Consider the following 16,777-nt stretch of genomic DNA (forward strand, 5'->3'; position numbering starts at 1 on the left):
TTTATTTTTAGTTGTTAGCAAATCGGTAAATTATCTCACGACTCTTTCTTGACGATTGATAGACTCTTGGTGAATGGCTTTAAATACCTGAATAACAAACTCTTCACTGAGATTGCGTTGTTCGCCTTCTAAAATCATTTTGCCAAGGATTTCGTGCCAACGGGTGTTTTGCAAAATGGCTACGTTGTTTGTTTTTTTCAAACCGCCAATCTCATCGGCGATATCCATACGTTTTTTGAGTAAATCCAATAACTGCTCATCAATAATATCGATGCGTGAGCGCAAATTTCCTAGCTGGCTTACATAATCTTCTTCTGAGGTAGATGTTTTTCGAATACGCAAATCGTTCATTATTTCAACAAGGCGCTCGGGGGTGACTTGCTGGGCAGCGTCGCTCCACGCGGCATCAGGATTGCAGTGGGTTTCAATCATCAACCCCTCGAAATTGAGGTCGAGAGCTGTTTGTGATACATCGAATATCAAATCGCGTTTGCCGGTGATATGTGAAGGGTCGCAGATAATTGGCAAATTAGGGAATTTGTTTTGCAGTTCAATCACCAATTGCCATTCAGGAATATTGCGGTATTTGGTTTTTTCGTAAGTAGAGAAACCGCGGTGTATCACCCCTAAATTCTTAATACCCGCACGTTGCAGGCGTTCTAAAGCTCCTATCCATAAAGGAAGGTCGGGGTTTACTGGGTTTTTTACTAAGATAATCTTATCAGTACCTTCTAATTCATCGGCTATCTCTTGAATGATAAAAGGGCTCACGGTAGAGCGCGCACCTATCCACAACATATCGATATCGTGTTCTAAAGCGAGCTTTACGTGGTCTTTATTAGCTACTTCGGTCGCTGTTTTTAAGCCTGTTTCTTCTTTTACGCGTTGTAGCCATTGGAGTCCTAAAGCACCTACACCTTCAAACATACCAGGGCGGGTACGAGGTTTCCAAATTCCAGCACGAAAGAAAGATACATCGGTATTTTTGAGGCTGTGCGCTATTTTTAGCACTTGTTCTTCAGTTTCGGCACTGCAAGGTCCCGCAATCACTACGGGGTGGTTGAGATGCAGGTCGTCTAACCACTTTCTGTTTTCTTTTGTTATTTCCATTGTATTATTAGGTGTTAGGGGTCAGGGGTCAGGTGTCAGGGGTCAGGTTTCAGAGTTTGGTTCTTCTTAGGCGTAGGGCATTGCTGATGACACTTACTGAACTAAAACTCATTGCTAAAGCTCCTAGCATAGGGGAGAGCAAAATGCCAAAGATAGGGTATAGCACTCCTGCAGCAACAGGGATACCTACAGCGTTGTATACCAAAGCAAAAAATAGATTCTCGCGTATGTTTTTCATTACCGCTTTGCTGAGTTTTTTAGCTTTTACAATTCCGTTGAGGTCACCTTTTACTAAGGTGATTTCAGCACTTTCGATAGCGATATCAGTACCTGTACCCATTGCGATGCCTACGTTGGCTTGTGCCAAAGCAGGCGCATCGTTGATACCATCGCCTGCCATTGCTACGATTTTTCCTTCAGCTTGCAAACGCGCTACTTCAGCTTGTTTGTTTTGAGGGAGCATACCTGCTTTGTAGTTGCTGATGCCTATTTCTTTGGCTATCGCAGCGGCAGTAGTAGGGTTATCGCCTGTGAGCATTACAATTTCTACTCCCAAGTCTTGCAACTCTTGTAAGGCTTGAACAGTAGAGGTTTTTACTCTATCGGTGATGGTTACTACCCCAATGATTTCTTTTTCTATGGCGAGAAGAGAAACGGTTTTTCCTGCTGCTTGCGCTGTTTTTACCACAGTTTGTATTTCTTCGGATAAAGGAGCACCGATTTCTTCCATCAATCGTTCATTGCCAAAGAAATAATTTTTTCCTTCGTAAGAGGCTTTTACCCCTCTGCCCGCCAAGGCTTCAAAGTTAGTAAAGGGTAGGGGAGTAGCACCTTGTGCTTGAGTGTATGCATTGGTAGCTTTTGCTAAAGGGTGTTCACTGTGCTGATTGAGACTATAGAGCACTTGTAACAAGTCCTTTTCACTTCTGTTGCCAAAGGTAAATACTCCGCTCACACTGGGTTTCCCCTCAGTAAGTGTGCCTGTTTTGTCGATGACTAAAGTATTTACTTTGTTCATCACCTCTAAGGCTTCGGCATTGCGTATCAAAATACCGTGTTGCGCTCCTCTACCTACGCCTACCATTACCGACATAGGAGTTGCTAACCCCAGCGCACAAGGGCAGGCAATAATGAGCACAGCAACCGCATTGAGCAAGGCATATATATAAGCGTTTTCACCACCCAATACAGACCATACTATAAAAGTAAGTACCGAAATGGTGATAACAATAGGCACAAAATAGGAGGCTATCTTATCGGCTAAGTTTTGAATAGGTGCGCGACTACTGCTGGCTTGTTGTACCAATTGCACTATTTGAGAGAGCAGGGTGTCACTACCTACTTTTTCGGCTTTCATCACAAATGATTGAGCACCGTTGAGCGTACCTGCCGACACTTTACTGCCCACTCCTTTTTCAGCAGGAATGGGCTCTCCCGTAATCATACTCTCATCTATGCTTGCATTGCCTTTGGTAATTACACCATCAACGGGGATTTTCTCACCAGGTTTTACACGAAGCAAATCGCCTAAGGTTACTTCTTCTATAGAGACTCTTATTTCCTCACCGTGAACAATTTTAGTAGCCTCATTAGGGGCTAAATTCAACAGTTTTTTGATAGCCCCTTGCGTACGACTATGCGCATCGGCTTCAAGCACTTGTCCTAAAAGTACTAAAGTAAGGATAACAGTAGCTGCCTCAAAATACAAGTGTACTGAGCCGTGTTCTTTGAATTGTTCGGGGAAGATATCGGGGGCTAAGAGACCTACGACACTGAAAAGCCACGCTACGCCAGCACCTATCCCAATGAGGGTAAACATATTGAAGCGCAAGGTGCGGATACTGCGCCAAGCCCTTTCAAAAAACACCCAACAGAAATAGAACACCACAGGCAAGGAGAGAGCAAACTGCACCCAATTCCACGCACTTATAGGCATTAACTCATACAGCGGATTGTTGTGCCACATTCCGATCATTGCGATGATAAAGATAGGAAGCGTAAAGGCTACAGCCCCCCAGAACTTACGACGTAACTTTCTGTTTTGCCCTTGTTCTCCCGAAGGGGAAAAAGCTACTTCTGTGCTTACTTGTTCAACCAAATCCATACCACATACGGGGCAATCACCAGGTTGGTCGTAGGTTTTGTTGCCCTCGCAGTGCATAGGGCAATAGAAAACGCCATTGCCTTTAACTTTTTTGGGAGACTCTTGGTGGTGATGATGTTGTTGAGCTCCCCCTACTTGCTCTACTAAATCCATACCACATATAGGACAATCACCAGGGTGATCGTAGGTTTTATCACCTTCGCAGTGCATAGGACAATAGAAAACACCAGAGCCTTCAGAATTTGAAGACTGATGAATGCTATAATGAGTACCCTCTAAGGCTTTTTCAAGAGCTTCAAAAGGGATTTCTCTATCAGTTTCGACAGTAGCTTTTTTAGTAGCGAAATCTACGGTAACAGCTGTTACGCCTGCTACTTCAGAGAGCTTTTTTTGTATGGTATTGGCACAACCTGTGCACCCCATACCTTCTATATTGTATTCCATAAATTGTAAATGTTAAAAAGTTATTTGTTTTACGCTGCAAAGATACAGCAAAACATCTACTTGGATATTACACAATTTTGTATTTAATTTGTAAGATTTTAAACCTCATCTAAAGACTTACGTTTGTTATCTTTTATCTGCTTGAAAAAGCTAGGGGTGAGTCCTGTAACTTTTTTAAACTGATTGCTTAAGTGCGCTACGCTTGAATAGTTGAGTTGATAAGCTATTTCACTAAGCGTCAGTTCGTCATATACTAAGAGTTCCTTTACTCTCTCAATCTTTTGAGCAATAAAGAATTTTTCAATAGTTCTGCCTTCTACCTCAGAAAACAAACGCGATAAAGCCCCGTAATCTCGACCTAATTCACTGCTGAGTATTTCAGAAAGGTTAAACGATAGTTTGTTGTCTTGGTTATGTATCAAATTGATAATGATAGATTTAATTTTTTCAATAAGAACACTTTTCTTATCGTTCATCACCTCAAATCCTAAGGGTAAGAGAGCTTGTTTGATAGCTTGTATCTCATCAGAAGAAAGTTCCTGTGTAAAAGTAATTTCACCCAAATTGATGCTTTGTGGTGTTAAACCTAATGCTTTTAACTGTTCATCGAGTACTATTATACAACGATGGCAGACCATATTTTTTACAAATAACTTTGTCATATATTTCTTTTAAGGATTAAGATATTATAAAGTGCTTAAAAGTGATACCCAAAATCTATGTTCATATAGATAGGGTACATATTAAAGGTAATGGTTTTGAAGTCTTTTTTAAAGATATTGTTTATCCCATAGGATAGTTCGGCATTGATGTTAAAGTGTTTAAAGGCTTGCCAAGAACCTCCTATTAGTGTCCCCCAATGCCAATGACGCAGATGATTGCTAAAATCATAAGAAGCGGTTTGTCCGTTAGAAAAACTAACTTTTTCGCCTATTGGGCTACCTTCACGTAAATAACCTTCGGTTACATAGCCAGAGAAATTGCCGTCCATACGGTAAGAAGCGAATATTCCCAAATGAATTTTCCATCGGTTTGCAAGGCGATAATTCACCACTATAGGTAAGGTGATGAATGAACTTTTATAGACTGTATGCACATCACCTGTCCAAAAACCAGCCACGTGGTTACCTTGTTCTATAATTTCCATTCCGTAGTTCTTTACATTTGCATCAGTTTCCATACCTTTTTCTTCTAAGCGCAAACCTGCTGAGATACCCCATTTAGGGGTGAGCCATTTGGTGGCAGTACCTTCAAAAGAGCCGTTGAATTTGGGGCTATACCCTTTTATTTTGCGAATTTCTTCAGGAAGGGGCGTAGGGCTTGCTCCCCCGATGTTTACGCCCGCTTTTAGCTCGTATTCCCAACCTTTTTCTTCTGATTGTACAAGCGTTTCAGTACATTCATTTTGAGCGTGTAATAAACTGCCAAATAGTATTAAACATACAACAAAAATATTTGTTTTCATAACCTGATTATTCATAGTGTAATTGTATTTCATCAACATAAAGAGTACTGCCTACAGCTGCTGTAAAATCAGCACCTTTTTCACTAGAACTGAGTATTATAGCGAGGTTGTACTTTCCTTCTTTTAGTTTTTTAGCATCGATAGAACGACCTTTAACTGTTTTAAAAGGAATAGAGAATTGCACCCAGCTATCACTTTCCTTCTTGTCGGTTAGTTGTGCTATTAGCACGATGTTATTGTGTGTTTTGATGTTAGTACCATCTAAATGAGGTACTTGGGCAGTTGTTTCGTAAAACACAGCGTAAATATCACATTTGTCTTTTTGGTTAGGTATCACATTGCCGTTTTTATCGGTAAGTTTTTCACCTGCTTTGTATTTGTAGTAGCCAGAAAGTTGAGTAGGTTTTCGCTTGAAAGGAATCCCGAAATGGGTAGATTTTGCAGGACTGAACAAATCTATTTCAAAAGCCCCTATAAAGAGATTACCTGCTGCGATAGGAGCACCAAAAGTTTTTCCTAAAACTCCGGTGCTTTGTGTTACAAGTTTTACGCATTTTCCTCTGTAGCCATTCTCATCTTGACTTGTAGGGAACTCATTGGGTTTAGCATCGCTTTTAGTAAATTTAAAACCTGCATTTCCGCTACTCCAAGCAATTTCTTGTCCGCTTACTGAGGTGTCATAAAAAGTGTAGTAGCCATCAGTGATACGAGCATTTTCAAAGTGATAGTGGGCGATAATATCATTAGTAAAACAGCTCACTTTATATGTTTTCTGCCATTTGCCATCTTCGGAAGTTACCACATAAGTTTGAGGGGTAGAAAAATCGCGGGTTGTACCACTGGTAGGGCTGATAGTTGCACCTTGTGTGAGGGTAAAGCGCGGGGCGAGGTTTTTCACGTTATCCAAAGAGTTTACATAGAGTTTTACCTCGGTATTTTGGATCACAGGTTTGCGAATCAGTACATTGCCATCTACTTCACAAGTGAGGATATCGGCTTCAGCATTGGGAGCTTCGCTTTTGATACAACTTTGCAGTGTGAGGAGCAAGGTAGCAATGATAAAAATGTTTAGAAGTTTCATATTTATTGAGTGTTGAATTAAATAGACTACAAAAGTATGAAAGAATTAGCAAATGACCAAATTGGGAAATTAGCAAATTGTTTTTGTTTGTTAAAACGAAACTAATAGAAAAACCGCTATCATTTTTTGTTCATTATTTGTTAAAAATAATGAAATTATTCATTTACAATATTTTAGTTTATTACAGCTATTGCTTACTATCAAAAAATAGCCACAAATTTGATAGTGATTGACCATTTTTTGATAGTGGTTTGCTTTCTTTTTCCCTACCTTTGCCACCGAAAATTAATCGAAAAAACATACCAATATGATGAGTAGAAAAATAAACAAACGCATTTTACTATCGCTTTTGCTCTGTAACTTTTCGGGTGCTCTTTTCGCCCAAGAGGTAAAAGGAGTGGTAAAAGCAAAAGCTGATAACAGCCCTATGATGGGTGTAACGGTGATGGTGAAAAACAAAACAGTAGGCGCTTCTACTGATTTTGACGGGAATTATACCCTTCATCCCGTCGCTGCCACCGATAGTTTGGTCTTTTCATACATTGGCTACAAAACCCAAACCGTAGCTGTGAAAGGACGCAAGAATATAAGTATAACCCTAGAAGAAGAAGTAACTGCCTTAGAAGGGGTTACCATATCGGTAGGGTATCGCGCTGAACGCAAAACCGACCTTACAGGGGCAGTATCGGTAGTAAAGGTAAACGAAATGATGTCTACCTCCGAGAACAACCCTATGAAAGCCCTACAAGGTCGTGTAGCAGGGATGCAAGTAACCGATAATGGTGGTCCTGCAGGGAAAGCAACCATTCGCATTCGCGGTATCGGTACACTCAACAACAATGACCCTCTTTATATTATTGACGGAGTACCTACCCAAGGCGGTATGCACGAACTAAACTCTAACGATATTGAGAGTATACAAGTGTTGCGAGATGCTTCGGCTGCTAGTATCTACGGGTCGCGTGCTGCCAATGGGGTGATTGTTATTACCACTAAAAAAGGTAAGAAAGGTGTGCTAAAAGTAGATTTCGACCATTATACTACTGTATCGATGTTCCACTCACGTATGAAAATGCTCAATGCTAACGAGTACGCACAAGTGCTTTGGAAAGCGGCGGTGAATCGTGGCAACAACCCTAACCAAAACCCATTAGGCATTCACTATGATTACACTACCGATGCCAACGGACACGCTACCCTCAACAATTTGTACTACCCCCGTGAGTATTTTGATAAAACAGGTAGCCCTATGTTACCTTCTAATACCGATTGGTTCAAAGAAATCACCCGTATGGGGGTAACCGAATCGTACAACCTTTCAGTTACTAATGGTACTGAAAAAGGGAATTACTTCCTCTCTTTGGGCTATTACAACAACGATGGACTTGTAAAAAATACTGACTTCTCTCGTCTTTCAGCTCGTATCAATACTGATTACAAGCTCTTTGGAGATGTGGTAACCATAGGTGAAAATTTCACCGTAAACCGTACCAGCGAGGTAGAACAACCGCACCAAATCACCGAATCGGCAATGATAGCGGTACCTTTTATTCCAGTACGCACTACCGATGGCAAACACTGGGGCGGACCTGTAAACGGATTGCCCGACCGTCAGAACCCTGCACGCCTTGTAGCCGATAATAAGGATAATCGCTACAACTATTGGCGTATGTTTGGAAATGCCTTTGTGAATATCCAGCCTATCAAAGGATTGAATGTGCGTTCTAACTTTGGTATAGACTATGGCAACTTCTATAAACGTGTGCTCAACCGTTCGTATGTTTCAGGATTTATGGAAGAAGGCAAAGAAAAAACTTTCTCTCAACTCGAGCAAGCCCACTGGACAAAATGGAACTGGGCTAATACTGCTACCTACGACTTTGAACTCGGCAAGAGTCGTTTTGAAACCCTTGCAGGGATGGAGATGTACTCACAGAACGACCTTAATTTAGCTATCAAAGGGAATAACCTCGCAGTAGAAACACCTGAATATATGTGGCCTTCATTGGCAACTGGGGGTGTGAGTGGTAGTGGTTCAACTACGGGCTACAAGCTGCTCTCTTTCTTCGGAAAAATCAACTATGCTTTCGATAATAAATACCTCGCTTCAGTAACCCTCCGCCACGATGGTTCTTCACGTTTTGCCAAAGATAATCGCTGGGGTACTTTCCCTGCGTTCAACTTAGGATGGCGCATCTCTCAAGAGTCCTTTATGGAGAAAATCAACCATACTGTTTCCGACCTCAAATTGCGTTTTGGTTGGGGACAAAACGGTAACCAAGATATCAACAACTACGCTATCTACGACATCTTCGACCCTTACTATGGGGTAACAGGCGACTTTATATGGAATGGTATCTGGAAAACCTCTTACGACCTCGACGGTAAGGGCTCAGGACAATTGGCTTCAGGATTCCGTCGTACACGTCTTGGTAACAAAAACCTCAAATGGGAAACCACTACCCAAACTAACTTTGGTATCGATTTCGGTTTCTTCGATAATAGCTTGTATGGCTCAGCTGAATACTATATCAAGAAAACTAAAGACATCTTGGTAGAACCTCCTTATGCAGGTATCAAAGGAGAAGGCGCTTACCAATGGGTAAATGGTGCTGCTGTTGAGAATAAAGGTTTAGAAGTATCAGTGGGCTATCGCAATGAAACTAAAGGCGGACTCAAATACGATATCAATGCTAATGTCGCTACCAACAAGAATAAAATTACAGAGCTCCCTACTTCAGTAATCAACTCTTATGGTGGTAATGGTAAATGGGACAATGGTTTAGGTCGCCCTATAGGTTCTAATAACTTCTATGGCTATGTAGCCGATGGTATCTTCAAAACTCAAGAAGAAGTAGACCAACATCCACAACAAAATGGTAAAGGTATCGGTCGTATTCGCTACCGCGATTTGAACAACGATGGCAAAATCGATGAAGACGATCGCACTTGGATAGGCAATCCACAACCCGATTTTATCTATGGTCTTAACCTCAATTTGGAGTATAAAAACTTCGATTTCACTGCTTTCTTCCAAGGCGTACAGAACGTAGATGTGGTTTCTAACGTAAAACGCCACACCGATTTCTGGAGTGTACAAGATACGTATGGTAACAAAGGTCGCCGTTTGCTCGATGCTTTCGACCCCGTTACCAACCCTGATTCTGATATTCCAAGTGTATCAAGCGTAGACGACAACAACGAAGGACGTATGTCTACTTACTATGTGGAAAACGGTTCATACCTCAAACTTCGCAACGTACAATTGGGCTATACCTTGCCTAAAGAACTATCTGAAAGGATAAAACTCAGCAAGTTGCGCTTGTATGTAAGCGGTCAGAACCTATGGACACTCAAAAGCAAATCGTTCACTGGTAAAGACCCTGAAAATCCTAACTACGGCTATCCTATCCCAATCACCTTTACGATGGGACTCAATGCTAGTTTTTAGCCCACTAAAAATAACAGACAAATGAAAAAGATAATATATACCACCGCGATATGTGCAGCGCTTTTTACAACAAGCTGCAGTTTTTTAGACGATAATCCACAAGGGATTATGAGCGAAAAAGAGGCAATCTCTAAAGCTGATGGACTTGCAACCGCTGCTTATGCCTCTTTAGGTAACGACCACTACGATTCTCCTTTTAGCCTTTGGATATATGGCAACGTGCGTGCTGATGATGCTTACAAAGGCGGACAAGACGTGAGTGATATTCAGGTATTTCACTTCTATGAAACTGCCCAAAATATCGACCCTACTTATGCCGAAGCCGATAAATTCTGGTTTATGTGTTACCAAGCAATTTCGCGCACCAATACCGCTCTGAAAGCCTTACAACAAGCATCGGATGCCGAAGTGCCTAATCGCCAATCACGCATAGGCGAAATGTACTTTTTGCGTGGACACTTCTACTTTATTCTTAAAAACGTATTTGGTCACATTCCGTTTGTAGATGAGAATACTCCCGATGCCGATTACGAAACTACCCCTAATACCTTGCCTAACGATGAGCAATGGCAAAAAATAGCTGCTGATTTTAAGAAAGCTTACGACCTATTGCCTGCCACTCAAGCACAAAAAGGGAGAGCAACCAAAGGGGCAGCAGCGGCTTACCTTGCTAAAACTTACTTGTACAAAGCCTATCGCCAAAGTGAAAACAACAGCGTAACTAGTATCAACAGCCAAGATTTACAAGAAGTGCTCACCTATACCAGCGCTGTGTTAGGCTCTACTTACGGTTTAGAAGAAGATTTTGCCTTCAACTTCCTACCTGGGGGCTATGAAAATGGTAAAGAGTCGCTCTTTGCGGTGCAATACTCAGTAGACGATGGTACTCAATACGGAAGTCTCAATTGGGGTGATGTGCTATCTGTACCTCAGAAGTTAGGCTGTTGTGACTTCCACAAACCAAGTCAAAACTTGGTCAACGCCTTCAAAACAATCAATGGATTGCCCGATTTTGATAATTTTAACAACAACGATTATAACGCCGCTAACGATAAAGCCGACCCTCGTTTGTTCCACACCGTTGCCTTACCTGGCTTGCCTTATAAGTACAACACCGAGTTGATTTACAAAAACGACTGGAATCGCAATAGCAACGTATATGGTTTCTATGCCTCCCTCAAAGAGAACGTAGACCCTTCTTGCTCCTGCTTCCGTAATATCAACCCTTTCCGAGGCAACTCCAAGAACCGTATCGTGTTGCGTTATGCCGATGTACTTCTAATGCGTGCCGAAGCCCTTATCGAGCTCAATCGTAGCAACGAAGCCTTGCCACTTATCAATCAAGTGCGCCAACGTGCGAAACAAAGTACTTCTATGATTCCTTACGCTACCAATGCTAATATCGCCTTATACCAAGATGGCGTAAATATCACTTGGAATCAAGAAAACGCGCGCAAAGCACTCCGTTGGGAACGCCGTTTAGAGTTTGCTATGGAAGGCAGTCGATTCTTCGACCTCGTACGCTGGGGTATCGCCGACCAAGTGCTCAACGACTATTTTACTAAAGAGAAAACGCGTCGCCCAGCAATATTTAGCAGTGCTTATTTCACTAAAAACAAGAATGAGTACATCCCTATTCCACAAAACCAAATAGGGTACGTAAAAGGTATTTACAAACAAAATGCAGGATTCTAATATGAAAACAACAGTACACAAACTCGCCCTCGGTATGGCAGCTTTGCTCGGCTTGTTCAGCTGCGACGAAAAACACGAAGGCGAACTTATCAACGATAAAGAGGCTAAAATCAATGCCTTCCAAGCCAATGGTATCGATGGAATCATCGACGAGGAGAAACAAACCATTACCGTTTACGCTCCTTGGTCGGCTACGCTTACCAATATGTCCACCTCCCTCAGCTTGCCCGAGGGAGCTACCTCAGTGCCTAAAGGTGCTACAGGAGTAGATTTGAGTAAAGGTGCCAAGTATCGTATCTTTAATGGTAATCTCTATTGGGATTATACTGTTACCGCTCAGTACCCTAAGATAGAGAACTTTGTAATCGGAAAATACAAAGCTACTATCGACCACAGTACAGGTAAAATAAGCGTGAAATACCCTAAAGGAGAAGCAGTAACTGCGCTAACTCCTACTTTTAGCACTACCCCTAATGCTACCGTAAGCCCTGCTTCGGGAGTTGCCCAAAACTTCACTCAAAGCGTTACTTACACTATGAATTACCGCGGTGAGAGTTTTGCGTATAATGTAGAGATTATACCTACCAACTTTGCGCCTATTGCCTTTGTAGGTACAGCTAAGAGTGCTTCTGCTATCGCCAATGAAGACGAGAAAGCTGCCTACACTTGGCTTGCCGAAAACTACGATACTGCCAAATATATCTCGTTTAGTGACATCAAAGAAGGCAAGGTTAATCTCAACGATTATAAGGTGATTTGGTGGCATTGGGATAACAACAAAGAGTTGCCCGCTGAAGCCAAAGCAGATGCCGTTGTGAACAAGATGAAACAATTCTATGCTGCTGGAGGTTCGTTCTTATTGTCTTCTTGGGCTGTACAGTACGTAGTTGATTTAGGTATCGCCTTAGACGGCAAAGTGGTAAACAATATGTGGGGAGAAGGCAACAGTCCATTTGCAATTGGTGATGACTGGGGTATTTGCTATAAAGGCAACGAAAGCCACCCCCTTTTCAAAGGATTGAATAAGAAAACAGGAACTAACGATGTCGCCTTCTTACTCTCTAGAGGGGTAAAAGCCAAAGCACATAACGCCTTATGGAACTTTGAGTGGGGTGATTATGCCAATAATGTAGCAGGCTGGCAAACTGCCAGTGGTGCTAAGTTATTAGCAAGTTTCCACTGGAATGATGCTATGAACCGCGCAGCGATTTTTGAATATACCAAACGAGGTAATGCAGGTCGCACCATTTGTATAGGCATTGAAGGCTACGACTGGTATAACGAAGATAATTCCCTTGCTAATACCTATAAAAGTAATATCGAATTACTTACTGCCAACGCCTTAGAATATTTAGCAAACTAATAAATAGAAATGATGAAAAGAACACTTATATTAGCGCTTTGTGCTACCGCCTTAATAGCTTGTGATAAAAAAGAATATGTGAGCAACGACCCCAATGCGGCTCCCGATGCCCCCACTTGTTATGCCGTACAAGATTACGGGCGTACCTATAAGCATTTCTTCCAACCAAAGAATGCTTTTGTAGGCGACCCTATGCCCTTCTACGACAATGGTAAGTTTCACATCTTCTACCTATACGACCAACGACCCGCACCCGCAACCTTCCACCCTTGGTACAGTGCCACCACTACCGATTTGGTGAACTATACCGATAACGGCGAAGCTATTCCCTGCGGTGCCGATGGTTCGCACGAAGATGCCCTTGGTACAGGTTCAGTATTCAAAGATGGGAATACCTATTACGCTTTCTACACAGGGCATAACGGCGATTTAGACCCTAAAGAAATCATCTATTGGGCTACTTCTACCGATTTGAAAACGTGGACAAAGGATACCCAGCACTCCTTCCGTGCCCCCGATGGCTACGACCGTAATGAGTTCCGCGACCCTATTGTATTTAAAGAAGGAAATGCCTACAAGATGCTCCTAAGTACCCGTGCCGATATAGGAAGCGGTGTTTGGAAAGGTGTCGTAGCACAATTCACCTCTACCGACCTTAAGAACTGGACGAAAGACCCGAACACTCCTTTCTTCTATACCGACCCTTCTGCCTTTATGGTAGAATGCCCCGATGTCTTTACACAAGGTAACTACCAATATTTGATATTCTCTAATATCGAACAAAGCGTGCGCCGCGTGCAATACAGATACCGCCGTGTAGGAAGCACCGATTGGATTACCCCTGCACAACAAGACTTAGACGACCGTGTGTTCTATGCTGGAAAAACCGCTACCGACGGCACACACCGCTATATATGGGGCTGGAATCCGTCGCGTATCAATTATGAAGATAACGCCGCTTACCACTGGGGAGGCTCATTGGTAGTGCACGAGCTCACTCAAAACGCCGACGGTACCCTCAATGTGAAAATGCCTACCGCTTTCGATAGCAAGCAAGCCATATCTGCCTCACTTGGCAATATAGCCTTAGACAATAATAATCGTGTGTTCGACCGTCTTGGCACTGGGTTCAACAAGATAGTTGCCAAAATCAAAGCCAATACCGCTACCGAGTTCGGAGTGATGTTGGGCGCTTGTGGGAACCTTTATGAAACCTACCGCGTAACGCTCAATCTCAATAAAGGCGAGTTGCAACTCAATCGTGTAATTAGAAACGGAGGCACTGCTACCATTAATAGCATAAAACTCCCCGTGAATGCCAACAAGGAATACACCCTGAAAATAGTGCAAGAAGGATCGGCAGCAGCAATCTATGTGAATGATGCAGTAGCCCTTTCTATCCGTTGCTATAAGATGAATCAAAATCCTTGGGGCATCTTTGCTAACGGAACAGCCAACTTCCAATTCTAAGAATTGAAGAATTCGCAACGTTTCCTAAAATTTATTGCGAATTTCTTAAGTATAGATTAAGTGGACACTATGTGGTTATTAAGTGGTTACTAAGTGGTGCTAAACAATAGAAACCCCATTGCAAAAAACGCAATATTTTATCCAAAACATTGCGAAAAACGCAAAAAGAATTATTCTTTCATTACTTTATAAATTGTGGTATACATAAACTTTGTCAAAGTCTATGGACTTTGACAAAGTCTATACCCCATAAATTTGTAAAAACTAAATAAAATAACTACATTTGTCACACCAAATAAAACCCCAAAAACACACCGCCCCATCACCCTTGCGGCTTGTCCCCCTTCGGGGGGTCGGGGGCTAAAATAAAAGTATATGAATAACAAACTAATAGCAGGATTAGGAGTCTTAACGCTCACTGCCTGCCAGCAAAACACCGATGATATCATCATCGAGGACTTCGAGTCAGGCACTTATGCCAATTGGACGGTAGAAGGCGATGCCTTTGGTACGACTCCTGCCACAGGTGGCTATACCGGTCAGCAGCCCGTAACAGGCTTTGAAGGGAAGCACCTCACCAATAGCTTCAACAATGGCGACGACTCTCGCGGAGCACTAACCTCCAAAGAGTTCACCATCGAGCGCGATTACATCAACTTCCTTGTTGGGGGAGGTACTCACGCCGATACCTATATTGAACTTTTAGTTGAGGGCAAAAGCGTACTACAATCGCGTTCTCTCTACGAATCGGAGACCCTGCAATGGCTCACTTGGGACGTAAAACCCTATAAAGGAAAGAAAGCTACTATCCGCATTGTCGATAACCAACGCGGCGGATGGGGGCATATCCTCATCGACCAAATCGAACAAGGCAACAAACAAAAAAGCGTTTTTATGACTGATTACACCCGTACCTTTGAAGCCAAAGACAAGTACTTGCTCATTCCTGTGGAAGACCAAGCAACCGAAAATAAAGTCCAACTATCGGTAGATGGTACTCCTATAGGCGAGCCAATGACCATTCGCATTGCCCAAAACAAAATAGACTACTGGGTGCCTATCGCTATCGAGGCGTACAAAGGCAAAAAAGTAACCCTTACTTTTGCAGTAGCCAAAACTACCGATATAGGCTTAGCCGAAATCAAACAGTCGGCTGAATATAACTTCAACTACAACGAAAAATACCGTCCGCTATACCACTTCACCCCTCAATATGGCTGGATGAACGACCCTAACGGAATGGTATACCTCGACGGAGTATTCCACCTCTTCTACCAATACAACCCTTACGGAGCGCGCTGGGGCAATATGCACTGGGGGCACACCGTTTCCAAAGACTTGGTGAATTGGGAATACAAGCCTTTTGTATTAGCCCCCGATAAGTTAGGAGCAATTTTCTCAGGCAGTGCTGTGATTGACCACGATAATACTGCCGGCTTTGGCAAAGGCGCTATGGTGGCTATTTTCACTTCAGCAGGCGACCGCCAAACCCAATCTATTGCTTATAGCCTCGATGGCGGAAAAACCTTCACCAAATACGAAGGCAACCCCGTACTCATTGATGCCAATATCATCGATTTCCGCGACCCGAAAGTATTCTGGCACGCACCCTCTAAACAATGGGTGATGAGCCTTGCCACTACCCAAACTATCACCTTCTATGGTTCTAAGAACCTCAAAGAATGGACACGACTCAGCGAGTTTGGCGAAGGCTTAGGCGGACACGGCGGTGTGTGGGAATGCCCCGATCTCTTCCCGCTTACTTATGAAGGAAAAACCAAATGGGTGCTCTTCGTGAGTATCAACCCAGGCGGACCTAACGGCGGAAGTGCTACTCAGTACTTCATCGGTAATTTCGATGGCAAAACCTTCACCCCCGATACTATGAACTATCCACTTTGGTTAGACTATGGTCGCGATAATTATGCAGGTGTAACGTGGAGCAATGTCCCCGCCACCGATGGTCGTCGTCTCTTTATAGGCTGGATGAGCAACTGGGATTACGCCAATGAAATCCCTACTGAAAACTTCCGTAGCGCGATGACTGTTGCCCGCGTTTTGCGTTTGGTGCATAATGGCGAGCATTTGGTAGTAGCCAGTGAGCCCGTGAAAGAGTTGGAGAGCTTGCGTCGTGAAGCGGTACTTTTAGGTGATAAAACACGTACCAACACCTCCAATGCCATAACTTTCGAAAACTTCTTGCCCAATAATCAAGGCGCTTACGAACTTACTTTCACAGTAACCCCTAACGAAACCGATAGCTTTAGCTTTGCCCTTGAGAACACCAAAGGTGAAACTATTAAATACCTATTTGACAGCGCTAATAAAACTTTATCGGTAGACCGCAGTAAGAGCAGTGTAGCTTTCAATGCCAACTTCGCCGAAACGCTTATCAAAGCCCCAATGGTAGCAAAGAAGAGCTATACCGTACGCTTATTGGTAGATAAATCTTCTACCGAACTCTTTGTGAACAACGGCGAACTCGTACAAACTAATGCGGTATTCCCTACCGAAGTGTACAATACCCTCCGCTTCAATACTAGCAAAGGTACCCTCACCCTTAAAAATGTAACTGTCTATAAATTGAAATAAAT

At 42.8% G+C, this 16,777-nt stretch carries 10 protein-coding genes; 5 read left to right on the top strand and 5 right to left on the bottom strand.

The features are described 5' to 3' along the window. Nucleotides 1-30: 30 nt before the first annotated feature. The 5 genes from DR017_RS04975 to DR017_RS04995 all read right to left on the bottom strand — a co-directional run bounded on the left by DR017_RS04975 (nucleotide 31) and on the right by DR017_RS04995 (nucleotide 6,204). Nucleotides 31-1,110: a bifunctional 3-deoxy-7-phosphoheptulonate synthase/chorismate mutase type II gene (locus DR017_RS04975; protein WP_002677381.1), complete on the bottom strand. Its 1,080-nt coding sequence runs from the start codon at nucleotides 1,108-1,110 to the stop codon at nucleotides 31-33. A 49-nt stretch (nucleotides 1,111-1,159) separates the two neighbouring features. Next, complete coding sequence (locus DR017_RS04980) at nucleotides 1,160-3,658, bottom strand: heavy metal translocating P-type ATPase (RefSeq protein ID WP_002677447.1); 2,499 nt, start codon at nucleotides 3,656-3,658, stop codon at nucleotides 1,160-1,162. Between the two features lie 98 nt (nucleotides 3,659-3,756). Next, nucleotides 3,757-4,320 carry a helix-turn-helix domain-containing protein gene (locus DR017_RS04985; RefSeq protein WP_002673227.1) on the bottom strand — a complete coding sequence of 188 codons (564 nt, stop codon included), beginning with the start codon at nucleotides 4,318-4,320 and terminating at the stop codon, nucleotides 3,757-3,759. A 35-nt stretch (nucleotides 4,321-4,355) separates the two neighbouring features. Further along, nucleotides 4,356-5,138, bottom strand: a complete 783-nt coding sequence (locus tag DR017_RS04990) for a porin family protein (RefSeq protein ID WP_040360698.1) — start codon at nucleotides 5,136-5,138, stop codon at nucleotides 4,356-4,358. Beyond that, nucleotides 5,131-6,204 carry a PCMD domain-containing protein gene (locus DR017_RS04995; RefSeq protein ID WP_002677167.1) on the bottom strand — a complete coding sequence of 358 codons (1,074 nt, stop codon included), beginning with the start codon at nucleotides 6,202-6,204 and terminating at the stop codon, nucleotides 5,131-5,133. The genes DR017_RS04990 and DR017_RS04995 overlap by 8 nt, the downstream gene beginning before the upstream one ends. A 307-nt stretch (nucleotides 6,205-6,511) precedes the next feature. Here DR017_RS04995 and DR017_RS05000 point away from each other — a divergent pair, with 307 nt between their 5' ends. The 5 genes from DR017_RS05000 to DR017_RS05020 all read left to right on the top strand — a co-directional run bounded on the left by DR017_RS05000 (nucleotide 6,512) and on the right by DR017_RS05020 (nucleotide 16,775). Further along, on the top strand, nucleotides 6,512-9,655 hold the full coding sequence (locus DR017_RS05000) for a SusC/RagA family TonB-linked outer membrane protein (protein ID WP_002677330.1): 3,144 nt from the start codon (nucleotides 6,512-6,514) through the stop codon (nucleotides 9,653-9,655). Between the two features lie 21 nt (nucleotides 9,656-9,676). Beyond that, nucleotides 9,677-11,350 carry a RagB/SusD family nutrient uptake outer membrane protein gene (locus DR017_RS05005; protein WP_002677465.1) on the top strand — a complete coding sequence of 558 codons (1,674 nt, stop codon included), beginning with the start codon at nucleotides 9,677-9,679 and terminating at the stop codon, nucleotides 11,348-11,350. A gap of 1 nt (nucleotide 11,351) precedes the next feature. After that, the gene (locus DR017_RS05010; RefSeq protein ID WP_493528307.1) at nucleotides 11,352-12,713 is read left to right on the top strand and encodes a DUF4960 domain-containing protein; all 1,362 of its coding nucleotides are present in this window, start codon (nucleotides 11,352-11,354) and stop codon (nucleotides 12,711-12,713) included. A 12-nt stretch (nucleotides 12,714-12,725) separates the two neighbouring features. Then, nucleotides 12,726-14,183: a glycoside hydrolase domain-containing protein gene (locus tag DR017_RS05015; RefSeq protein WP_172458396.1), complete on the top strand. Its 1,458-nt coding sequence runs from the start codon at nucleotides 12,726-12,728 to the stop codon at nucleotides 14,181-14,183. Nucleotides 14,184-14,558: 375 nt separating this feature from the next. Then, nucleotides 14,559-16,775 (top strand): glycoside hydrolase family 32 protein, encoded by a 2,217-nt coding sequence (locus DR017_RS05020; RefSeq protein WP_002677146.1) that lies wholly within the window; start codon nucleotides 14,559-14,561, stop codon nucleotides 16,773-16,775. Nucleotides 16,776-16,777: the final 2 nt, after the last annotated feature.

It is taken from the genome of Capnocytophaga sputigena, from assembly GCF_900446695.1.
GTDB lineage: Bacteria > Bacteroidota > Bacteroidia > Flavobacteriales > Flavobacteriaceae > Capnocytophaga > Capnocytophaga sputigena.

What these genes read in the sequence shown, in the direction of transcription:
- DR017_RS05005 (WP_002677465.1), top strand. Translation starts at nt 9,677, where the DNA reads ATGAAAAAGATAATATATACCACCGCGATATGTGCAGCGCTTTTTACA.
- DR017_RS04995 (WP_002677167.1), bottom strand. Translation starts at nt 6,204, where the DNA reads ATGAAACTTCTAAACATTTTTATCATTGCTACCTTGCTCCTCACACTG.
- DR017_RS04975 (WP_002677381.1), bottom strand. Translation starts at nt 1,110, where the DNA reads ATGGAAATAACAAAAGAAAACAGAAAGTGGTTAGACGACCTGCATCTC.
- DR017_RS05010 (WP_493528307.1), top strand. Translation starts at nt 11,352, where the DNA reads ATGAAAACAACAGTACACAAACTCGCCCTCGGTATGGCAGCTTTGCTC.
- DR017_RS04985 (WP_002673227.1), bottom strand. Translation starts at nt 4,320, where the DNA reads ATGACAAAGTTATTTGTAAAAAATATGGTCTGCCATCGTTGTATAATA.
- DR017_RS05015 (WP_172458396.1), top strand. Translation starts at nt 12,726, where the DNA reads ATGAAAAGAACACTTATATTAGCGCTTTGTGCTACCGCCTTAATAGCT.
- DR017_RS05020 (WP_002677146.1), top strand. Translation starts at nt 14,559, where the DNA reads ATGAATAACAAACTAATAGCAGGATTAGGAGTCTTAACGCTCACTGCC.
- DR017_RS05000 (WP_002677330.1), top strand. Translation starts at nt 6,512, where the DNA reads ATGATGAGTAGAAAAATAAACAAACGCATTTTACTATCGCTTTTGCTC.
- DR017_RS04990 (WP_040360698.1), bottom strand. Translation starts at nt 5,138, where the DNA reads ATGAATAATCAGGTTATGAAAACAAATATTTTTGTTGTATGTTTAATA.
- DR017_RS04980 (WP_002677447.1), bottom strand. Translation starts at nt 3,658, where the DNA reads ATGGAATACAATATAGAAGGTATGGGGTGCACAGGTTGTGCCAATACC.